This is a genomic window from Flintibacter porci, from assembly GCF_041925195.1.
GTDB lineage: Bacteria > Bacillota > Clostridia > Oscillospirales > Oscillospiraceae > Lawsonibacter > Lawsonibacter porci.
The window spans coordinates 16,016-33,085 of record NZ_JBHEVB010000012.1 but is presented as its reverse complement, the minus strand read 5'-3'; the positions used below and the strand labels follow the sequence as shown (position 1 = coordinate 33,085).

At 51.0% G+C, this 17,070-nt stretch carries 20 protein-coding genes and 1 pseudogene; 20 read left to right on the top strand and 1 reads right to left on the bottom strand.

What is annotated here, in order from left to right; translation table 11 throughout:
• The first annotated feature begins 4 nt into the window (after positions 1–4).
• The 6 genes and pseudogenes from ACEVJL_RS12545 to rsmI all read left to right on the top strand — a co-directional run bounded on the left by ACEVJL_RS12545 (position 5) and on the right by rsmI (position 4,114).
• Positions 5–1,624: a recombinase family protein gene (locus ACEVJL_RS12545; RefSeq protein WP_074754402.1), complete on the top strand. Its 1,620-nt coding sequence runs from the start codon at positions 5–7 to the stop codon at positions 1,622–1,624.
• A 192-nt stretch (positions 1,625–1,816) separates the two neighbouring features.
• Positions 1,817–2,110: a helix-turn-helix domain-containing protein gene (locus ACEVJL_RS12540; RefSeq protein WP_425461123.1), complete on the top strand. Its 294-nt coding sequence runs from the start codon at positions 1,817–1,819 to the stop codon at positions 2,108–2,110.
• Positions 2,111–2,141: 31 nt separating this feature from the next.
• On the top strand, positions 2,142–2,666 hold the full coding sequence (locus ACEVJL_RS12535) for a hypothetical protein (protein WP_108817224.1): 525 nt from the start codon (positions 2,142–2,144) through the stop codon (positions 2,664–2,666).
• Between the two features lie 109 nt (positions 2,667–2,775).
• Positions 2,776–2,895 (top strand): annotated as a pseudogene (locus tag ACEVJL_RS12530) (tRNA guanosine(34) transglycosylase Tgt); the annotation flags it as partial.
• A gap of 17 nt (positions 2,896–2,912) precedes the next feature.
• Positions 2,913–3,707: a class I SAM-dependent methyltransferase gene (locus tag ACEVJL_RS12525; RefSeq protein WP_103900327.1), complete on the top strand. Its 795-nt coding sequence runs from the start codon at positions 2,913–2,915 to the stop codon at positions 3,705–3,707.
• Between the two features lie 14 nt (positions 3,708–3,721).
• The gene (gene rsmI, locus ACEVJL_RS12520) at positions 3,722–4,114 is read left to right on the top strand and encodes a 16S rRNA (cytidine(1402)-2'-O)-methyltransferase (protein WP_103900326.1); all 393 of its coding nucleotides are present in this window, start codon (positions 3,722–3,724) and stop codon (positions 4,112–4,114) included.
• Positions 4,115–4,147: 33 nt separating this feature from the next.
• Here rsmI and ACEVJL_RS12515 read toward each other — a convergent pair whose 3' ends face one another.
• The gene (locus ACEVJL_RS12515; RefSeq protein ID WP_108817225.1) at positions 4,148–4,969 is read right to left on the bottom strand and encodes a helix-turn-helix domain-containing protein; all 822 of its coding nucleotides are present in this window, start codon (positions 4,967–4,969) and stop codon (positions 4,148–4,150) included.
• Positions 4,970–5,501: 532 nt separating this feature from the next.
• Between ACEVJL_RS12515 and ACEVJL_RS12510 the strand changes: the two genes are divergently transcribed.
• From ACEVJL_RS12510 to ACEVJL_RS12445, 14 genes are all read left to right on the top strand, one after another.
• On the top strand, positions 5,502–5,687 hold the full coding sequence (locus ACEVJL_RS12510) for a hypothetical protein (RefSeq protein ID WP_044930770.1): 186 nt from the start codon (positions 5,502–5,504) through the stop codon (positions 5,685–5,687).
• Entirely contained in the window at positions 5,688–6,029 is a 342-nt protein-coding gene (locus ACEVJL_RS12505) for a DeoR family transcriptional regulator (RefSeq protein WP_108817227.1), read from the top strand.
• Positions 6,022–6,321 carry a DUF3847 domain-containing protein gene (locus ACEVJL_RS12500; RefSeq protein ID WP_180334952.1) on the top strand — a complete coding sequence of 100 codons (300 nt, stop codon included), beginning with the start codon at positions 6,022–6,024 and terminating at the stop codon, positions 6,319–6,321. The genes ACEVJL_RS12505 and ACEVJL_RS12500 overlap by 8 nt, the downstream gene beginning before the upstream one ends.
• Before the next feature lie 313 nt (positions 6,322–6,634).
• Positions 6,635–6,838, top strand: a complete 204-nt coding sequence (locus tag ACEVJL_RS12495) for a helix-turn-helix transcriptional regulator (protein WP_103900359.1) — start codon at positions 6,635–6,637, stop codon at positions 6,836–6,838.
• Positions 6,835–7,266, top strand: coding sequence for a DUF6442 family protein (locus tag ACEVJL_RS12490; protein ID WP_103900358.1), 432 nt, complete (start codon positions 6,835–6,837; stop codon positions 7,264–7,266). The genes ACEVJL_RS12495 and ACEVJL_RS12490 overlap by 4 nt, the downstream gene beginning before the upstream one ends.
• 131 nt (positions 7,267–7,397) lie before the next feature.
• Positions 7,398–8,987 (top strand): MobQ family relaxase, encoded by a 1,590-nt coding sequence (gene mobQ / locus ACEVJL_RS12485; RefSeq protein WP_108817229.1) that lies wholly within the window; start codon positions 7,398–7,400, stop codon positions 8,985–8,987.
• Positions 8,988–9,050: 63 nt separating this feature from the next.
• A complete protein-coding gene (locus tag ACEVJL_RS12480) occupies positions 9,051–9,686 on the top strand; it encodes a CHC2 zinc finger domain-containing protein (protein ID WP_103900339.1) in 636 nt (211 codons plus the stop codon).
• A gap of 13 nt (positions 9,687–9,699) precedes the next feature.
• The gene (locus ACEVJL_RS12475) at positions 9,700–10,992 is read left to right on the top strand and encodes a virulence-associated E family protein (protein ID WP_103900340.1); all 1,293 of its coding nucleotides are present in this window, start codon (positions 9,700–9,702) and stop codon (positions 10,990–10,992) included.
• Positions 10,993–11,233: 241 nt separating this feature from the next.
• Positions 11,234–11,431, top strand: coding sequence for a hypothetical protein (locus tag ACEVJL_RS12470; protein ID WP_015544974.1), 198 nt, complete (start codon positions 11,234–11,236; stop codon positions 11,429–11,431).
• A gap of 6 nt (positions 11,432–11,437) precedes the next feature.
• On the top strand, positions 11,438–13,102 hold the full coding sequence (locus tag ACEVJL_RS12465; RefSeq protein ID WP_108817230.1) for a recombinase family protein: 1,665 nt from the start codon (positions 11,438–11,440) through the stop codon (positions 13,100–13,102).
• Between the two features lie 104 nt (positions 13,103–13,206).
• Positions 13,207–13,278, top strand: a complete 72-nt coding sequence (locus ACEVJL_RS12460; protein WP_081958056.1) for a hypothetical protein — start codon at positions 13,207–13,209, stop codon at positions 13,276–13,278.
• A gap of 70 nt (positions 13,279–13,348) precedes the next feature.
• On the top strand, positions 13,349–14,221 hold the full coding sequence (locus ACEVJL_RS12455; protein ID WP_374738059.1) for a VirB6/TrbL-like conjugal transfer protein, CD1112 family: 873 nt from the start codon (positions 13,349–13,351) through the stop codon (positions 14,219–14,221).
• 20 nt (positions 14,222–14,241) lie between these two features.
• Entirely contained in the window at positions 14,242–14,664 is a 423-nt protein-coding gene (locus ACEVJL_RS12450; RefSeq protein WP_096920754.1) for a PrgI family protein, read from the top strand.
• A 10-nt stretch (positions 14,665–14,674) separates the two neighbouring features.
• On the top strand, positions 14,675–17,062 hold the full coding sequence (locus ACEVJL_RS12445; RefSeq protein ID WP_374738079.1) for a VirB4-like conjugal transfer ATPase, CD1110 family: 2,388 nt from the start codon (positions 14,675–14,677) through the stop codon (positions 17,060–17,062).
• The last annotated feature ends 8 nt before the right edge of the window (positions 17,063–17,070 follow it).

Below are 17,070 nucleotides of genomic sequence, written 5' to 3'. Positions count from 1 at the left end.
TTTTATGTTAAGACAAGCCACCCAAAACCTCATTACCGCCCTTTATCCGAGATTGTCCCATGAGGACGAGCTGCAAGGCGAGAGTAATTCCATATCGAACCAAAAAAGGATACTCGAAACCTACGCAAAACAGAACGGCTTTACCAATCTGCGCTGGTACACCGACGACGGTTATTCCGGCGCGAACTTCCAGCGGCCCGGATTTCAAGCCATGCTTGCGGACATTGAAGCCGGGAAAGTTGGTACGGTCATTGTCAAGGACATGAGCCGGTTAGGGCGAAACTACTTGCAGGTAGGGTTTTACACGGAAATGCTGTTCCCTCAAAAGGGCGTGCGTTTTATCGCTGTCAACGACAATGTGGACAGCGCAAACGGCGGCATGGACAATGATTTTACCCCTCTGCGAAATCTGTTCAACGAATGGCTGGTGAGAGATACGAGCAAGAAAATCAAGGCAGTTAAAAGAGCAAAAGGCATGAGCGGCAAGCCCGTTACCAGCAAGCCGGTGTATGGCTACCTCATGGACGAGGACGAGAACTATATCGTTGACGAGGAAACCGCGCCGGTTGTCCAGCAGATTTACCAGCTTTGCCTTGCGGGGAACGGCCCGACCAAGATTGCCCGTATGCTGACGGAACAGCAAATCCCCACGCCGGGGACGCTGGAATACCGCAGGACAGGCAGCACACGCCGCTACCACCCCGGCTATGAGTGTAAATGGGCGACGAACACCGTCGTTCATATCCTCGAAAACCGGGAGTACACCGGCTGTCTGGTAAACTTCAAGACGGAAAAGCCCTCTTACAAGACCAAGCACAGCGTAGAAAATCCCATTGAGAAGCAGGCCATTTTTGAGAACCACCATGAGCCGATTATTGACACGGAAACATGGGAGCGTGTGCAGGAGTTACGCAAGCAGCGCAAACGCCCGAACCGCTATGACGAAGTGGGGCTGTTCTCTGGTATGCTGTTCTGCGCCGACTGCGGCCATGTGATGTACCAGCAGCGGTATCAGAACAAGAACCGCAAGCAGGACTGTTACATCTGCGGCAGCTACAAGAAGCGCACCCGCGACTGTACGGCGCACTTTATCCGCACCGACCTGCTGACCGCCGGTGTCCTCTCCAATCTCCGGCAAGTGACGGAGTATGCTGCCAGGCACGAGAGCCGTTTTGTAAAGCTGCTGATCCAGCAGAACGAAATCGGCGGCAAGAGAAAGACCGCCGCAGCCACCAAGCAGCTTGAACAGGCGCAGGAGCGGATTGCCGAAGTGAGCCGCATTATCAAGCGGCTGTATGAGGACAATGTGAACGGCAAAATCAGCGACGAGCGTTTCATGGAACTGTCGGCAGACTATGAGCAGGAGCAGCGGGAACTGAAAGACCGCACCGCCGCATTGCAGGCGGAACTGGACAAGTCGCAGGCGGCCACCGTTAACGCCGAGAAATTCATGGGGATTGTCCGCAAGCACCTTGCCTTTGAGGAATTGACACCCACCCTCTTGCGGGAAATGATTGAGAAAATCGTCGTGCATGAGTGCAGCTATGACGAGAACGGCACCCGCAGGCAGGACATTGAGATTTATTACAGCTTTGTCGGCAAAATTGACTTGCCCGAAGCCTAACGCCCGACCTATCCGACACAATGGCCAAGTGCCGGATAGGAACGGCAAAATTTTTTACACTTCTATTACTTCTTTATCGCACATCAGCAAAAAGCCAGGGTATGAAGCAGCTTATGGCTAATTAGATGTAACAAAAGCTAAGAAAGGAAAAGCACAATCCAGACGGAACCGGCGGTGTGGTCAAGAAATATTGTGGAAACGCAAGATTTCTGCTATAATGGGTGCAGAACACTTAACGATGGAAAGAGGGACGGGAAGCCTATGAACATCAGCTATCAGCCATTATGGAACACTTTGAAAGAGCGTGGCATGAGAAAAGAGGACTTGCGGCTTGCCGCCGGTCTGACAACCAACATGATTGCCAACATGGGCAAGGGAAAACACATCAGCATGGAAACCCTACTGAGAATTTGTAATGCTCTGAATTGTGATATTTCAGATGTGATTGAATTGGAGCAGGATGAAAGTACCGCTGAAAAAGGGTGACAAATACAAAGTTGAAGGAGCGTGTGATTACATGAAAAAGATTTTTCTGAAAATAATGCTTGGGGTTGTTCTCGTTTGCGCTTTGTTTGTTGGATTTCTTTATGCCAACAATGATATTGGTGTGACTTCAACCAATTTAGAAGCGGATATTCGCTCGTCGCAAAAGATTAAGGATGATTGGACAGTTGATGGAAGTGTTTCCGACACGATGGCTGCATATATTTCTTATCCCCAGGATATGAGTGACCACACTTTTTCCGTCTATGTTAATCGTCCAGGGCTCTCCTTTGGATATTTCTTTCGTGGTGGCGGGAGCCTTTCAGGAGTTGAAAGGGGAATTGTAGAGTTCACAGTAGAGGAATATAAAGAACGAGCATTTATTTCTATGAATCAACAGCAGGTAACACAACTACAAATAGATGATGGCAACTCCATTCAGGGGATTTCTATTGATAGCAATAAACCTTTTGCGATTGTCTTGCCTATAAATGCTGGTACCATTACTTTTTATGATGTGAACGGAAATACTGTGGAATACTGGAACAATCCTCTTTAATAAATTTCCGTTTATCGGAGATTAAAACGAAGTCATAAATTACGAGTTATTCTTTCTGTTCATCCCATGTGGTATGGCAAGTATGAGATAAAATTTGAATATGTCAACGAATTATTCAAGAGCTTATTTGAGGCATCTTTTCAAAATCAATGATCCATTAGCTTATAGGTTAGCAACAATACATAATTTGAGATTTTATACAAACTTAATGGAGAAATTAAGAAAATCGTGAAAGAAGGAACGCCTATGTCTATAGAAAATATTGTACAAACAGTGATGACATCAAAAAAATATTCAAATATAATCCCTGAAACGATCAATAGAATTTGTAATGAAGAAAGTATAAAGTACAAAAAAGACAAAGATATATTAAGGTCGTCAAAAAAAAGATTGCATATCATTTCTGAATCATTTTTATCGATAGCTAATGCAAATAAAATTGCCAGTATTAAAAAATGCATTGATAATGATGGACATATTTCAACAGAAATGATAGAGCAGTTGTTATTATTACATATATCTACAAAAGAAAGGAGTAGTTTTTATAAAGAATTCTATAATGATATTTTCCGAGTGGTGGGAAATGTTAATTCTATATTGGATATAGCTTGTGGGCTAAATCCAGTAGCGTATGTTCTGTCCGACAACTTTGATAGCAGAGTAAGATATGAAGCGACAGATATAAATTTAGATAATATTGAATTGGTGAATAAAATATTATCGTTGTATGATTTGCAAGCCAAAATCTATGGAGGCGATATTTTATGTGATATTCCCAATGGAGAATGGGATGTTGTTTTTTTATTTAAAATCGTTCCATTATTAGAGCAACAAAAAAAAGGATATTTCCGTTCTATAATAGAACAAATAAATTCTAAATTTTTTATTATTACATTTCCTACAAAATCGATATCCGGAAAGAATGTTGGAATGAAGGACTATTATGAAAACATGATGACAAAATATATTGAAAATAGTCAGATGGAGATTATATTTAGAAAGGCATATTTTAATGAAATTATGTTTGTTATAAAAAAATAATTGTGGAGATTATAATGGGAAAAATATATGTAGTGGCAACACCGATAGGAAATTTGAGTGATATTACTTTACGAGCTATTGAAACACTTAAGGCAGTAGACATCATAGCATCAGAAGATACAAGAAGAACATTAATTTTGTTGAATAAATACAATATTAGCACTAAATTGGTTGCATATCATAAATTTAATGAAAAAGAACAAGCAACTAAATTGATTGAATTAATTTTGCAAAAAGATATTAGTATAGCGTTGGTATCTGATGCTGGAACTCCATGTATATCTGATCCGGGAAGTATTTTAATTAGTGAAGCACTAAAAAATTCAATTGAAGTGATTCCTGTTCCGGGTGTTTCGTCTGTTATAGCAGCTTTAAGTGTTTCTGGTTTTATCTTTAACAAAAAATAGCCGTTGTAGGAGCCAATCCCACAACGGCTGTTTTTATTTCCACGGCCTGCGCCGGAAGTTGATCCCGGAATTTTTAATCAGCGGCGATCTTTTGAACAGCCTTTTCAGGGTTGTTCTTTCCTCGTCTGTGAGCCGCTTGTATTTTAGCTGGAACGCCTTGCAGAAGATTTCCAGAAATTCCTGCACCCTGTCGCCGGTGGATTGCATGGCCTTTCGGACTTCCTTTATCAGTTCATCGGCGGGCGTGGTATCCGGCGCACTCTCCATGTCGTTCTCATGGACTTTGCGTATATCGTGAAGGATAGCGTCCCATGTTTTGTGTGTCACATGACAGAAAAAATCTTCTTCCTCTATCTGACCGGCTTCCAGAATTTTCAGGGAACGGTCTGCGGCAGCTTCGGGATGCTCTTCCAGTATCATTGCCCGGACAGCGGCCAGCGCACTGTTGATGTCATGGAACCGCATGGTAGCCATTCCATCCACATAGATTTCTGCGTCAGCCATCAGCTCCGCAAATTTTTCGTGGGACATCATCTCGCACAGCAGCCGGGTATTGATCCGTCCACTTTTCAGAAGCGCCACGGCTTCATCGGTCAAGTGCAGTTCAGACAGCGGGGTGTTGATCTGCTCCCGGTTTTCTGTCCGGCAGAACAGATAGTCAATGGACACCTCATAAAAGTCTGCCAATGCGATAAGGTTGCCGTGATTGATTTCCTTATTTCGGTTTTCTTCATTTTCATAGCTGGCTAAAGCAGATTTTGAAATGCCGGTCTTTTCCGCCAGTTCTTCCAGCTTCAAGCCCTTTTCCACCCGTAAATCTTTCAAGCGTTCCTGCAAGGAAACATGGTCTTTCATTGGTTTGCCACTCCCTTCCCATGTGGTTTTCGAGCATATATAACCATTATACCATACCGTTCCGAAATCGTGGAAATTTTCGATTTTAGGGCGGTATTCCTACTTTCTGGACATACGGGAAAGGGTTCAAAAATGAGCTATGATTAAGTCAGTTCATCGATGGATTATTCCAATCGAATGACCGGCCTGATGGGATATGCTCCCCGGCGATGTAGCGCAACGACCTGCGGCAAGGAGTTGGAGGAACCTTGACCGCAGCGAGCGTACCAACGGGAACGAAACGCTGCTGTGAGATTCAGGGGCAGGAACGACATCAGGGAAACCCGGCAGAACTGACACCAAAACGCTACCCAAACATGACAAATCGGCGGGGCGTAGTCTGCCCTGTCCGTGATACTATGGGGCTTTTCCAAGCGGCTCTATGGCCGTATTTTCCTTGAAAATCGCCCCGAAACATGACACCAAAAACCGCTATCCGCCCATCTCTACCGTTACGGCTGAAATGGACGGATTTTCTATGATAGGAGGCACCATGCCGAGAATGAGCAAGAAACGGAAGTTGGAGCTGTCCTTCTTCCTCAATGACCGGGGGCGTGTGGCCTACAACGACCTGTGCCGGAAGTGTCAGCATGAGTGCAAACAGAGCTTCCGGGCTGTCGTGATCGACTGCCCCCATTACCTGTCCAAACGAGCCAAGCGAAAGGAGAAAACCGACTAAATGGAATTTGAATTTATGACCGCAGACACCGTTCTGCCGCCCTGTATGCCACTTCCTACCGCCATGCTACGGCTGCCGGTCAGCAGCACCGCAAAAGTCATGTATGCCCGCCTGCTGGACGCTACCCTTACGGGAGGTGCGGAGGATACCAACGGGATACTGTTTGTCCGTTTCCCCATTGTGGAGCTGGCAGCGGCCTTGTCCCGCAGCTCCGTGACCGTCAAGCGTTCCTTGAAAGAATTGGAGGACGCCGGACTGATCCTTCGGGTGCGCCGGGGCGTGGGAGAACCGAACCGCATTTACACGCTGCTCCCCAAGAAGGAGGGCTGCCGTGATGAATGAAAAGCTGGAAAAACTCAATCAGCAAATTGCCCAAGGCGAAGCCAAACTGCGGCGGGCGCAGCACGAAGAAAAGATACTGGCACATCAGATAAAACAGCTTACCCGGAAGGAACGGACGCACCGGCTCTGCACCAGAGGGGCTATGCTGGAAAGTTTCCTGATAAGGCCGGAAGTGCTGACGGACGATGATGTGATGGACATTCTCAAACAGGCATTTTCCCAAACTGGCATGAAGGAAGTTGTTGCGGAAAGCGTGAAATGTCGGGTAACCGGGGAACCCCTTACGGAGTAAGGGCGCAACTATACACCGGTCGAGCCGGTGCGTTGCGCCCTGCCGGGGGCTTCCTGCGGAAAGCGGATGATTTCCAGCACACTTGCGACTGCTTCCAATCATCACAGGGGACGCTGCGCTTCCCCTGCGCTGGCTGCGCCAGCTACCCCTTTGTGGACTTGCCGCCCGGAAACACCTTGCGCTGCAAGCTGTTCCCGTCCAGCAAGTTCTATAATTTTATGACGAGCAAGATGGAAAGTTTGCTTGACATTTCGGATGGATGTGATATACTAAAAACACGGAAAGCAAACTTTCCATTAGAAAGGAGGTTCGCATGAAAAATCGACTGGAAGAACTCCGCAAACAGCGAGGAATCAAGCAAGAAGAATTGGCAAGCGCCTTGGAAGTATCACGCCAAACAATCGGCTCTTTAGAAAACGGGCGCTACAATCCGTCTATTCAGTTGGCGTTCAAAATTGCCCGATACTTTCATATGACGATTGAGGAAATTTTTATTTATGAGGAGGATGGACAATGAAATCTAAAATTACAAATCATGCAACTATCATTATAGGATTGCTTCTGCTGGCAGTGAGCTTGTACCTAATTAAAACAAGCAATGATCCGCAGGGAATAATGAGAACATTACCCTATGTCTGTATTGGCATTGGGTGTGGCTTGTTTGGACATGGTATGGGAAATGTGATTTCTGAACGGGCCATTAATAGTTACCCCGAATTAAAAAGGCAACTGGATATTGAAAAAAATGACGAGCGTAATGTGGCGATTGCAAACCGGGCTAAGGGAAAAGCGTTTGATATGATGACCTTTGTTTTTGGGGCTTTAATGTTATCATTTGCCCTTATGGGGATAGATATGGTTGCTGTACTTCTGCTTGTTTTTGCATATCTTCTCGTTCATGGCTTTGCTCTCTACTATCGCTTCAAGTTTGATAAAGAAATGTAACTAAATAGTAGCCGCCCACCGGTGGCCCCACCAAGCAGGAAATCCGAAACGGTTTCCTGCTTTTCTTTTGCCCAAAATGAGGTGGCAAACCACCACCCCATCCAATCAACCACAGGAAGGAGGAAACCGTTATGCCCTGTCCCCACCATGATATAAAAATCGTTCAGCGCAGCAACCGCCAGTCAGCCGTAGCCGCCGCAGCTTACCAGAGCGGCGAACGGCTGTTTTCCGAGTACGACCAGAAGCAGAAATACTATGCCGAGAAACGAGGGATCGTCCACACAGAAATCATGCTGCCGCCCCACGCCCCGCCGGAGTACGCAGACCGCAACACCTTGTGGAACGCTGCCGAAGCCGTAGAAAAACAATGGAACTCCCAGCTTGCCCGGAGAATCGTGCTTGCCATACCGAGGGAAATCCCCCCGGAGCAGCACGCCGACCTGATCCGGGACTATTGCCGGGAGTTTTTCGTTTCCAAAGGCATGATTGCCGATTTTGCCATTCACGACAAGGGGGACGGGAATCCCCACGCTCACATCCTGCTGACCATGCGGGCAATGGACGAAAACGGGAAATGGCTTCCCAAGAGCCGGAAAGTGTATGACCTTGACGAGAACGGCGAGCGTATCCGGCTCCCGTCCGGCAACTGGAAAAGCCATAAGGAGGACACCGTGGACTGGAACGACCAGAAGTACGGCGAGATCTGGCGGCAGGGCTGGGCGGCTGTCGCTAACCGCTATCTGGAAGCCAATGATCGCCCGGAGCGCCTTGACCTTCGTTCCTATGAGCGGCAGGGGCTTGATAAAATCCCCACTGTCCACATGGGGCCAGCGGTCAGCCAGATGGAGAAACGAGGGATACAGACCAACATTGGCAATCTGAACCGGGACATTACCGCCGCCAACCGGCTCATGCAGTCCATCCGTCAGATGGTGCGCCACCTGAAAGGCTGGATTGCAGACCTGAAGGAGAAAAAGGCCGCCCTGCTGGAAGCCTTGCAGGAAGCGAAGGAACCCACCCTGCCGGAGCTGCTGGGCAAATATCTGGATTTGCGCCGGGAGGAGCGCACCGGCTGGACGAGCAAAGGCCAGCTCAAAGGCACTGTAAATGACTTCAACAAGGTTATGGACGCCATCCGCTATCTGCGGGACAAGGAACTGTCCACCGTGGAGAGTTTGGACGCCTATCTGGATACCGTCAGCGGGCAGGTCGTTTCCATCCGGGCAGAGATGAAGCCGAAGGAAAAACGCATGAAGGAGATCGACACCCTGCTTTCCCATATCGCCAACTTTGAAGCCCACAAGCCGGTTCATGCGGAATATGCCGCCATCCGGTTTAAGAAACCAAAGGAACAGTTTGCCGCCGCCCATCGGGACGAACTGGACGCCTACAATGCCGCTGTCCGCTATTTCAAGGTGCATTTGGAGGGAACCAAGTACAGCACCAAAAAGCTGAATGAGGAACGAACGCAGCTTGCCGGAGAAGTGGCCGAGTATAAGGAGCGCCTATCAGCGGTGCAGGAGGATGTGAAGATTCTCCGGGATGTACGCCACTGGCTCAATCAGGTGCTTCCGTCCGAGCAGTACCGCCAGACTGCCGAGCCGGGCAAGAAACCGTCCATCCAGCAGGCAGTCAAAGGCCGGGCACAGCGTATCCAGGAGGAACAGGCCGAGAAACGCCAGCAGCCCCGCACAGAGAAAAAACAGGATATGGAACTTTAACAGGCGCTTACCATTTTCTTTTCGAGAATGACAGGCGCTTTTCTTATTTTCAGGAGGATTTAGTTGAATGTATTTGAAGCTGTCAAGCAGTCTGTTACCACCCGGCAGGCTGCCGAGCATTTCGGAATCCGGGTGGGACGAAACGGGATGTGCGTCTGTCCCTTCCATGCCGACAAAAACCCAAGCATGAAGGTTGACCGGCGCTTTCACTGTTTCGGCTGTCAGGCAGACGGGGATGTGATCGACTTTGTTTCCCGTCTGGAAGCTGTCAGCCCCAAGGAAGCCGCCCTTATGCTGGCACAGGAGTTTTCCATCCCCTATGAGGACAAGGAGCCGCCCAGCCACAGGAAACCACCGCAGGAAACCCCGGAACAGCGGTTTCGCCGCATGGAGCGTTACTGCTTCCGGGTGCTGTGTGATTACCGAAACCTGCTGCGCCGCTGGAAACGGGACTATGCCCCCAACACACCAGACGAGGATTTCCACCCTTTGTTTGTGGAATCCCTGCAAAAGCAGGACTATGTGGACTATCTGCTGGATGTGCTGCTCTCCCCGGATATGGAGGAACGGGCAGCCTTTATCATCGACTGTGGAAAGGAAGTGAGCAATCTTGAAAGACGAATGGCAGAGCTTACCGCCGGAGATACGGCAAGCCGCAGAACAGACCATGCAAGAAGCACCGCCGTTCCGGAGCGTTGAGGAAGTCAAAGCCATGCTGGAAAGCACCGAGAAAGGCGGCGTCCGCAACAGTATCCGCAACTGCCTGACCGTCTTTCAGAATGACCCGCTGCTTTCCGGGGCAATCGCAAAAAATCTGCTGACCGAGCGAACCGACATCATCAAGCCCATCGGCTACCACCGTACCGGCACCGCCATCACAGACACGGATATGAACTATCTGCTCCTGTATCTGGAAGAAACATACGGGTTGACCAGCGAAAAGAAGATTGCCGCCGCCATCGGGATCGTTGCCAATGAAAATGGCTATCACCCCATCCGGGACTACCTGAACGGCCTGACCTGGGATGGAACCGAGCGTATCCGTACCTGCCTGCACCACTTTTTAGGAGCCGACAGCGACCAGTACACCTATGAAGCCCTGCGGCTGTTTCTGCTGGGAGCCATCCACCGGGCGTTTCATCCCGGCTGCAAGTTTGAGGTCATGCTCTGTCTGGTGGGCGGTCAGGGAGCCGGAAAATCCACCTTTTTCCGGCTGCTGGCCGTGAAAGACGAGTGGTTTTCCGATGACCTTCGCAAGCTGGACGATGACAATGTGTACCGCAAGCTGCAAGGCCACTGGATTATCGAGATGTCGGAGATGATTGCCACCGCAAATGCCAAGAGCATTGAGGAAATCAAGTCTTTTTTGAGCCGACAGAAGGAGGTCTATAAAATCCCATACGAAACCCACCCGGAGGACAGGCTGCGGCAATGCGTGTTCGGAGGAACTTCCAACGCCCTGGACTTCCTGCCCCTTGACCGTTCCGGCAACCGGCGCTTTCTGCCGGTCATGGTGTACCCGGAACAGGCGGAAGTTCATATTTTGGACGATGAAGCCGCTTCCAGAGCCTACATGGAGCAGCTATGGGCGGAAGCCATGACCATTTACCGCAGCGGGGATTTTAAGCTGTCTTTCAGCCCCGAAATGGTGTGCTATCTCAAAGAACACCAGCGGGATTTCATGCCGGAGGACACCAAGGCCGGGATGATCCAAGCCTACCTTGACCGCTACACCGGCAGCATGGTGTGTTCCAAGCAGCTTTTCCGGGAAGCCCTGAACCACCCCTTTGACGAGCCGAAACAATGGGAAATCCGGGAGGTCAACGATATTATGAACCATTGTGTCACAGGCTGGCACTACTTTTCCAATCCCCGGATGTTCCCGGAATACGGCAGGCAGAAGGGCTGGGAGCGTGAAGCCCCGGCAACGGATACCAGCAACGGAGCCGAAAAAATCCCGGAGGGATTTGTGGAGGTCACAGAGCAGATGGAGCTTCCTTTCTGAAAATCCCACCCCGTTGCCGACTTTGTTGCACTCCCGTTGCCAGGCTGGTTGCCGGGGAAAGCCCCGTAACTGCGGGCTTTTTCCCCTATCAGCAACCAAAGCAACAGAAAAATAAAAGAAAATATAAATTGTAACCAAACCGCCAGACAGAGATGGTTTTGAGGTTTTTTGAAGCCCGTTGCCGGACTTCGTTGCCGACCTTCTCCTTGTCTGGCTATTCTATTATGGAGGATAACTGCCTATGGCAAAAACGAAAACAGAGATTCATGTTACCACAGTTTTTGACGGCGAGCTGGACGCAGCGGATGTCTTTGTGAGCCTGATTGCCCAAAAATATGGGCAGAATACCGGCAAGGATAATCTTGCGAAAACACAAGATTTAGGATATAATAAAGACGAGGTTCAGAAGAACCGTGTTCCGTCTGGATTGTGCGGGTAAACGGTTATGATGAACGGATATGAATACACAGGCATGGACGCAATTCTGGCGGGCAGCTTCCGGGCGGCCATCTATTGCAGGCTTTCCAAAGACGATGACCTTGACGGGGAGAGCGCCAGTATTGCCAACCAGCGGGATATGCTGGAAAGCTACTGCGAAAAGCAGGGATGGGAGGTTGTGGCAGTCTATCAGGACGATGGCTACACGGGGCTGAACATGGAGCGCCCCGACCTGAAACGGATGTTAAAGGCCATCGAGCGAAGGCAAATAAATCTTGTGATAACGAAAGATTTATCGAGATTGGGCCGAAACTACTTGCAGACCGGCACACTGATCGAGGACTTCTTCCCCCGTCACGGCGTCCGCTATATCGCCATGAATGACGGTATCGACACCATGCGGGACAACAACGACATTGCGCCGTTTAAGAACATCCTGAACGAGATGTACAGCAAGGATATTTCCAAGAAGGTACATTCCTCGTATCTTCTGAAAGCCCAGCAAGGCCAGTTTACCGGCTGTGTGGCTCCCTTTGGGTATCGGAAAGACCCGGAGGACAAAAACCACCTGCTGGTGGACGAGGAAACCGCCCCCATTGTCCGGCAAATCTTCCTTTGGGCGCTGGAAGGACACGGCCCCAACTTTATCCGGCGCAGGCTGGAAGAACAGAAGGTGCCTTGCCCTACATGGTGGAACCGGGAACGGGGCTTCCGCAATGTCCGCACCAAATGGGAAAAGAAAGACCCGGAAAACGGGCGGTATATGTGGGACTTCTCCGTGATAAAAGACATCTTGATGAATCCCGTTTATACCGGGGCGATAGCTTCCCAAAAGAAGGACTACCGCTTCAAAATCGGCACCATTGGCGAGAAGAAGCCGCAGGACTGGATCGTGGTGGAGGAACGGCACGAACCGTTGATTGACAGCAAAAGTTTTGCCATCGTGCAGGACAAGCTGAAATCCCGCCAGCGCCCCCGGCAGGACGGGGAAACCAGCCTGTTTGCCGGGCTTATCAAGTGCGGCGAGTGCGGCAAGTCGCTGACCATCCGCACCACCCACGCCAAGCACCCGCAGCAGATTTATGCCTGTAAGACCTATGGGGCGTTCGGCAAGAACCACTGTTCCCAGCACCGGGTAGAGTACGACACCCTTTACCACCTTGTCCTGAACAAAATCCGGGAGTGCGCCAAGGCTGCCCTGACCGATGGGGAAGCCATTGCCGGGAAGCTGACCAACACCTGCGAAGCCGAACAGAAAGGCCAGCGGGAAGCGTTGGAGCGTTCCCTGACAAAAGACGAGGAACGGATTGAGGTTCTGGAAAAGATGGTGCTGCGGCTCTATGAGGACATGGTTGCCGGGCGGATCAGCGAAGCCAACTTCAATCTCATGCTGGACAAGACGCAGAAGGAACAGGCTGAACTGAAAGAACGGGTTGCACAGGGGCGCAAGAAGCTGGCTGATGAAATGCGGCTGGCGATGGACGCCAAACAATGGGTGGACGCCATTCAGGAATATGCCGACATCACGGAGCTGGACGCAGCCACCCTAAACCGCCTGATTAAAGAAATCGTTGTCCATGAACACATCGACAGCGATAAGACACGACACATTTCTATCGAAATTCACTTCAATCTCAAACCCATCCCGGAGGTGGAACAGGTCAAGGGCTGACCTGTCTACGCTGGGGCGGTTCTAAAACAATTCCATATATTTTTTGACACGCCGCCGCCCGCCATCGAGCAAGGTTTTACTCCTAATTAGGGATAAAACAGCTCATGGCCGGCGCGGGCGTGGCCGTGGTCGGCATGGTCCTCGTCCCCCTGCTCTCCAGCCTGTTTACGGTCTGATCCACTCCCGCCAGAAATCCTCGCCCCTCCCGCATAACGGCGGGAGGGGCCGAAAGGAGGTCAAGACCGTATGGATTTCTTATTGGATGCCATCACCACCTGGCTGAAGGAAATGCTGGTGGGCGGCATTATGAGCAACCTTTCCGGGATGTTCGATTCTGTCAACCAGCAGGTGGCGGACATTGCTACCCAAGTGGGCCAGACGCCCCAGGGCTGGAACGGCAGCATCTTCAGTATGATCCAGAACCTCTCCAACTCCATCATGGTGCCGATTGCGGGCGTTATCCTGGCCATCGTGATGACGGTGGAGCTGATTCAGATGATAACCGACCGCAATAACCTGCATGATGTGGACACCTGGATGATCTTCAAATGGATGTTCAAATCCGCCGCCGCGATCCTGCTGGTCACCAACACCTGGAACATCGTCATGGGTGTGTTCGACATGGCCCAAAGCGTAGTGGCCCAGGCGTCCGGCATCATCGGCACGGACGCCTCCATCGACATCTCCACCGTGATGGCGGACATGGAGACCCGGCTGACGGACATGGAACTGGGGCCGCTGTTCGGCCTGTGGTTCCAGAGTATGTTCATCGGCGTCACCATGTGGGCGCTGTACATCTGCATTTTTATCGTGATCTACGGCAGGATGATTGAGATTTATTTGATCGCGTCGGTGGCCCCCATCCCGATGGCAACCATGATGGGAAAGGAGCTGGGCGGCGGTATGGGCCAAAACTACCTGCGCTCCCTGTTTGCCCTGGGGTTCCAGGCATTTCTCATCATCGTCTGCGTGGCGATCTACGCCGTGCTGGTGCAGAGTATTGCCACCGAATCCGACATCATTATGGCCATCTGGAGCTGCGTGGGCTATACGGTCCTGTTGTGCTTTACGCTCTTTAAGACCGGCAGCCTCGCAAAATCCGTTTTCAATGCACATTAACCAGGAAGGAGGTAATCCCTTTGGCTTATGTACCCGTACCCAAGGATCTTACGAAAGTCAAAACCAAGGTCGCGTTCAACTTAACCAAGAGGCAGCTTGTCTGCTTCGGCGGCGGTGCGCTGATCGGCGTACCGCTTTTCTTCCTGCTCCGGGGGCCTGTGGGAAACAGCGTGGCTGCCATGTGTATGATGTTGGTCATGCTGCCCTTCTTCATGCTGGCGATGTATGAAAAACACGGTCAGCCCCTGGAAAAGATCGTGGGCAACATCATCAAGGTGGCCGTCATCCGACCCAAGGAGCGCCCGTATAAGACCAACAATTTTTATGCCGCTCTGGAGCGGCAGGAAAAACTCGACAAGGAGGTGTATGACATTGTTCACGGCAATCAAAAGCTGGCTGCACCGGCTGTTCGGAAAAGACGAAAAGACCGCGCAGCCGGTTAATCAGAAAAAGATGAAAAAGCTGTCCCGCGCCGACAGAAAGCAGATCGAGGCTGCCATTGCCCGTGCCAATCGCACAGACAAAAAGGAAAAATCGGCTCAGGACAGCATCCCCTATGAACGGATGTGGCCGGATGGTATCTGCCGTGTGGCAGGCAGCCACTACACAAAGGCCATCCAATTCCAGGACATCAACTATCAGCTCTCGCAGAACGAGGACAAGACGGCGATCTTTGAGGGCTGGTGCGATTTCCTCAACTACTTCGACAGTTCCATTCAGTTTCAGCTGTCCTTTTTGAACCTCGCGGCCTCTGAGGAGACCTTTGCCCACGCCATCAACATTCCTCTCCAGGGGGATGATTTTGACAGCATCCGGGTGGAGTACACCACCATGCTGCAAAACCAGCTGGCAAGAGGCAACAACGGTCTTATCAAGACCAAGTACCTTACTTTCGGCATCGACGCCGACAGCCTCAAGGCCGCCAAGCCTCGTCTGGAGCGCATTGAGACCGACATCCTGAACAACTTCAAGCGCCTGGGTGTGGCCGCCGAGACCCTGGACGGCAAGGCGCGGCTGGCACAGCTTCACGGTATTTTCCACATGGATGAACAGCTGCCGTTCCGCTTTGAATGGGAGTGGCTGGCTCCGTCCGGGCTGTCCACCAAGGACTTTATCGCACCCAGCTCTTTTGAGTTTCGCACCGGCAAACAGTTCCGTATGGGTAAAAAGTACGGGGCTGTTTCTTTTTTGCAGATTCTCGCGCCGGAGCTGAATGACCGGATGCTGGCGGATTTTCTGGATATGGAAAGCTCGCTGATCGTCAGCCTGCACATCCAGTCCGTAGACCAGATCAAAGCCATCAAGACGGTCAAGCGCAAGATCACCGACCTGGATAAATCCAAAATCGAGGAACAGAAAAAGGCCGTCCGCGCCGGATATGACATGGACATCATTCCCTCCGACCTTGCCACCTACGGTGCCGAGGCCAAGAAGCTCTTGCAGGATTTGCAGAGCCGGAACGAGCGAATGTTCCTTGTGACCTTCCTGGTGCTGAACACGGCAGACAATCCCCGGCAGCTGGGCAACAATGTGTTCCAGGCCAGCTCCATCGCACAGAAGTACAACTGCCAGCTGATCCGACTGGACTTCCAGCAGGAAGAAGGGTTGATGTCTGCGCTGCCCCTGGGCCTTAATCAGATCGAGATTCAGCGGGGACTGACCACCAGCTCCACGGCCATCTTTGTTCCGTTCACCACCCAGGAGCTTTTTCAGAACGGCAAAGAGGCGCTGTACTACGGGATCAACGCCCTGTCCAACAACCTCATCATGGTGGACCGCAAGCTGCTGAAAAACCCCAACGGCCTGATTCTCGGTACGCCGGGTTCCGGCAAGTCCTTCAGCGCCAAGCGCGAGATCGCCAACTGTTTCCTGCTCACCAATGATGACATCATCATCTGTGACCCGGAGGCCGAGTATGCGCCCCTGGTGGAGCGCCTGCATGGGCAGGTCATCAAGATTTCGCCTACCTCCACCAACTACATCAACCCAATGGACTTGAATCTGGACTACTCGGACGATGAAAGTCCGCTGTCTCTCAAGTCCGACTTCATCTTGTCCCTGTGTGAACTGATCGTGGGCGGCAAAGAGGGCTTGCAGCCGGTGCAGAAAACCATCATTGACCGTTGTGTGCGGCTGGTCTATCAGACCTATCTCAATGACCCCCGCCCGGAGAATATGCCCATTTTGGAGGACCTTTACAATCTGCTGCGGGCGCAGGAGGAAAAAGAGGCACAGTACATCGCCACGGCGCTGGAAATCTATGTGACCGGCTCCCTCAATGTGTTCAACCACCAGAGCAATGTGGACATCAACAACCGCATTGTCTGCTACGACATCAAGGAGCTGGGCAAGCAGCTGAAAAAGATCGGTATGCTGGTGGTCCAGGACCAAGTGTGGAACCGCGTCACCATCAATCGTGCCGCCCACAAGTCCACCCGCTACTACATCGACGAGATGCACCTGCTGCTGAAAGAGGAGCAGACCGCCGCTTATACCGTCGAGATTTGGAAGCGTTTCCGCAAGTGGGGTGGCATTCCCACCGGCATCACGCAGAATGTCAAAGACCTTTTGAGCAGCCGCGAGGTGGAGAACATCTTTGAGAACTCCGACTTCGTGTATATGCTCAACCAGGCGGGCGGAGACCGGCAGATCCTTGCCAAACAGCTTGGCATCTCTCCCCATCAGCTCAGCTATGTGACCCACTCCGGCGAGGGCGAGGGGCTGCTGTTCTACGGCTCCACCATCCTTCCCTTTGTGGACCACTTCCCGAAGAATACGGAACTCTACCGCATTATGACCACCAAGCCCCAGGACTTGGCGCAGGAATCGAAGGAGGGATAACCACGCCA